Consider the following 1242-nt stretch of genomic DNA (forward strand, 5'->3'; position numbering starts at 1 on the left):
TTAGTCCAGATGGTCAAACCCTTGCTTCGGCTAGTTGGGATGGAACTGTCAAGCTCTGGAAGCTGGATGGTACCTTGTTCAAGACTCTTAAACATGGTGATGGAGTAAACGGTGTCAGTTTTAGTCCCGATGGTAAGCTCATTGCCACGGTTAGCTCTAGTAAAGCCAAAGTCCAACTTTGGAGGCTAGATGGCACTTTGCTCAAGACCCTTGAAGGGCATCAGGACTACATCAGAGATCTAAGCTTCAGTCCAGACAGTCAGATACTTGCTACCGCAAGTGGCGATCGCACTGTAACACTGTGGAGTCGGGAGGGCAACTTACTTGATACCCTTAAGGGACACAGTGATCGGGTTTATGGTGTAAGCTTCAGTCCAGATGGCAAAATGATTGCTTCCTCCAGCAAAGACAAAACTGTAATACTGTGGAGTCGGGAGGGCAAGTTACTCCATACCCTAGAAGGACATAGTAATTGGATCTGGAACGTCAGCTTCAGCCCAGATGGTGAAATAATCGCCTCCGCTAGTGAGGATGGAACTGTCAAACTCTGGAAAAAAGACGGCACTCTGTTAGAAACTCTAGAGGGTCATACAGCTAGGGTTTCCGACGTTACCTTCCATCCCAAGGGTGAAGTGATAGCCACCGGTAGCGCTGATGCTACTATCAAACTCTGGACTCGGGATGGTAAGTTGCTCACTACCCTGGAAGGACACCGAGATCGGGTCATGTCTGTAAGTTTTAGTCCAGATGGTAAGACTCTTGCTTCGGCTAGTGTTGATGGGGCAGTGACACTCTGGAACCTTGAAAACCAAACATTTAGTTCAGATCTAGATACTCTACTGAAGCTTGGTTGTGAGTGGGCCGGTGATTATTTGAGAACTAACCACGAGGTAGAAAAGAGCGATCGCTCCCTTTGTAATAAGATGGCTACTCAAAATTAAAGCAATCGGGTTGATCTGAAATATTAATATAAGTCAAAAAGGCATATATAGAGCAAGAAAGTATTCTATAGAATAATAAAGCACTCTGTCAACAGCAAAGGGAGTAACTCGACCATCTACCACCCACATTCCCAGACTGGGGCTAAAGTCCCTAAGCTGTTAAGAATCTAGTTGTATGACACACTCTAAGGGAAATCTTGGGTTTCAGCCTTAGAATTATCCTTGTTTAGATGTACAACCAATTAATCGGCTCTTAGTCGGCTCGTTTTTCATCCCCGGTCATTAGACGCGGGGTTTATAA

1 protein-coding gene is annotated in these 1242 nt (G+C 45.4%); it reads left to right on the top strand.

Going from position 1 to position 1242, the window contains the following annotated elements:
• Positions 1-941: WD40 repeat domain-containing protein (locus F6K49_RS50360; protein ID WP_293110382.1), on the top strand; the 941-nt coding region annotated here is incomplete at its 5' end.
• Positions 942-1242 lie beyond the last annotated feature (301 nt).

The organism is Moorena sp. SIO3I6 (genome assembly GCF_010672095.1).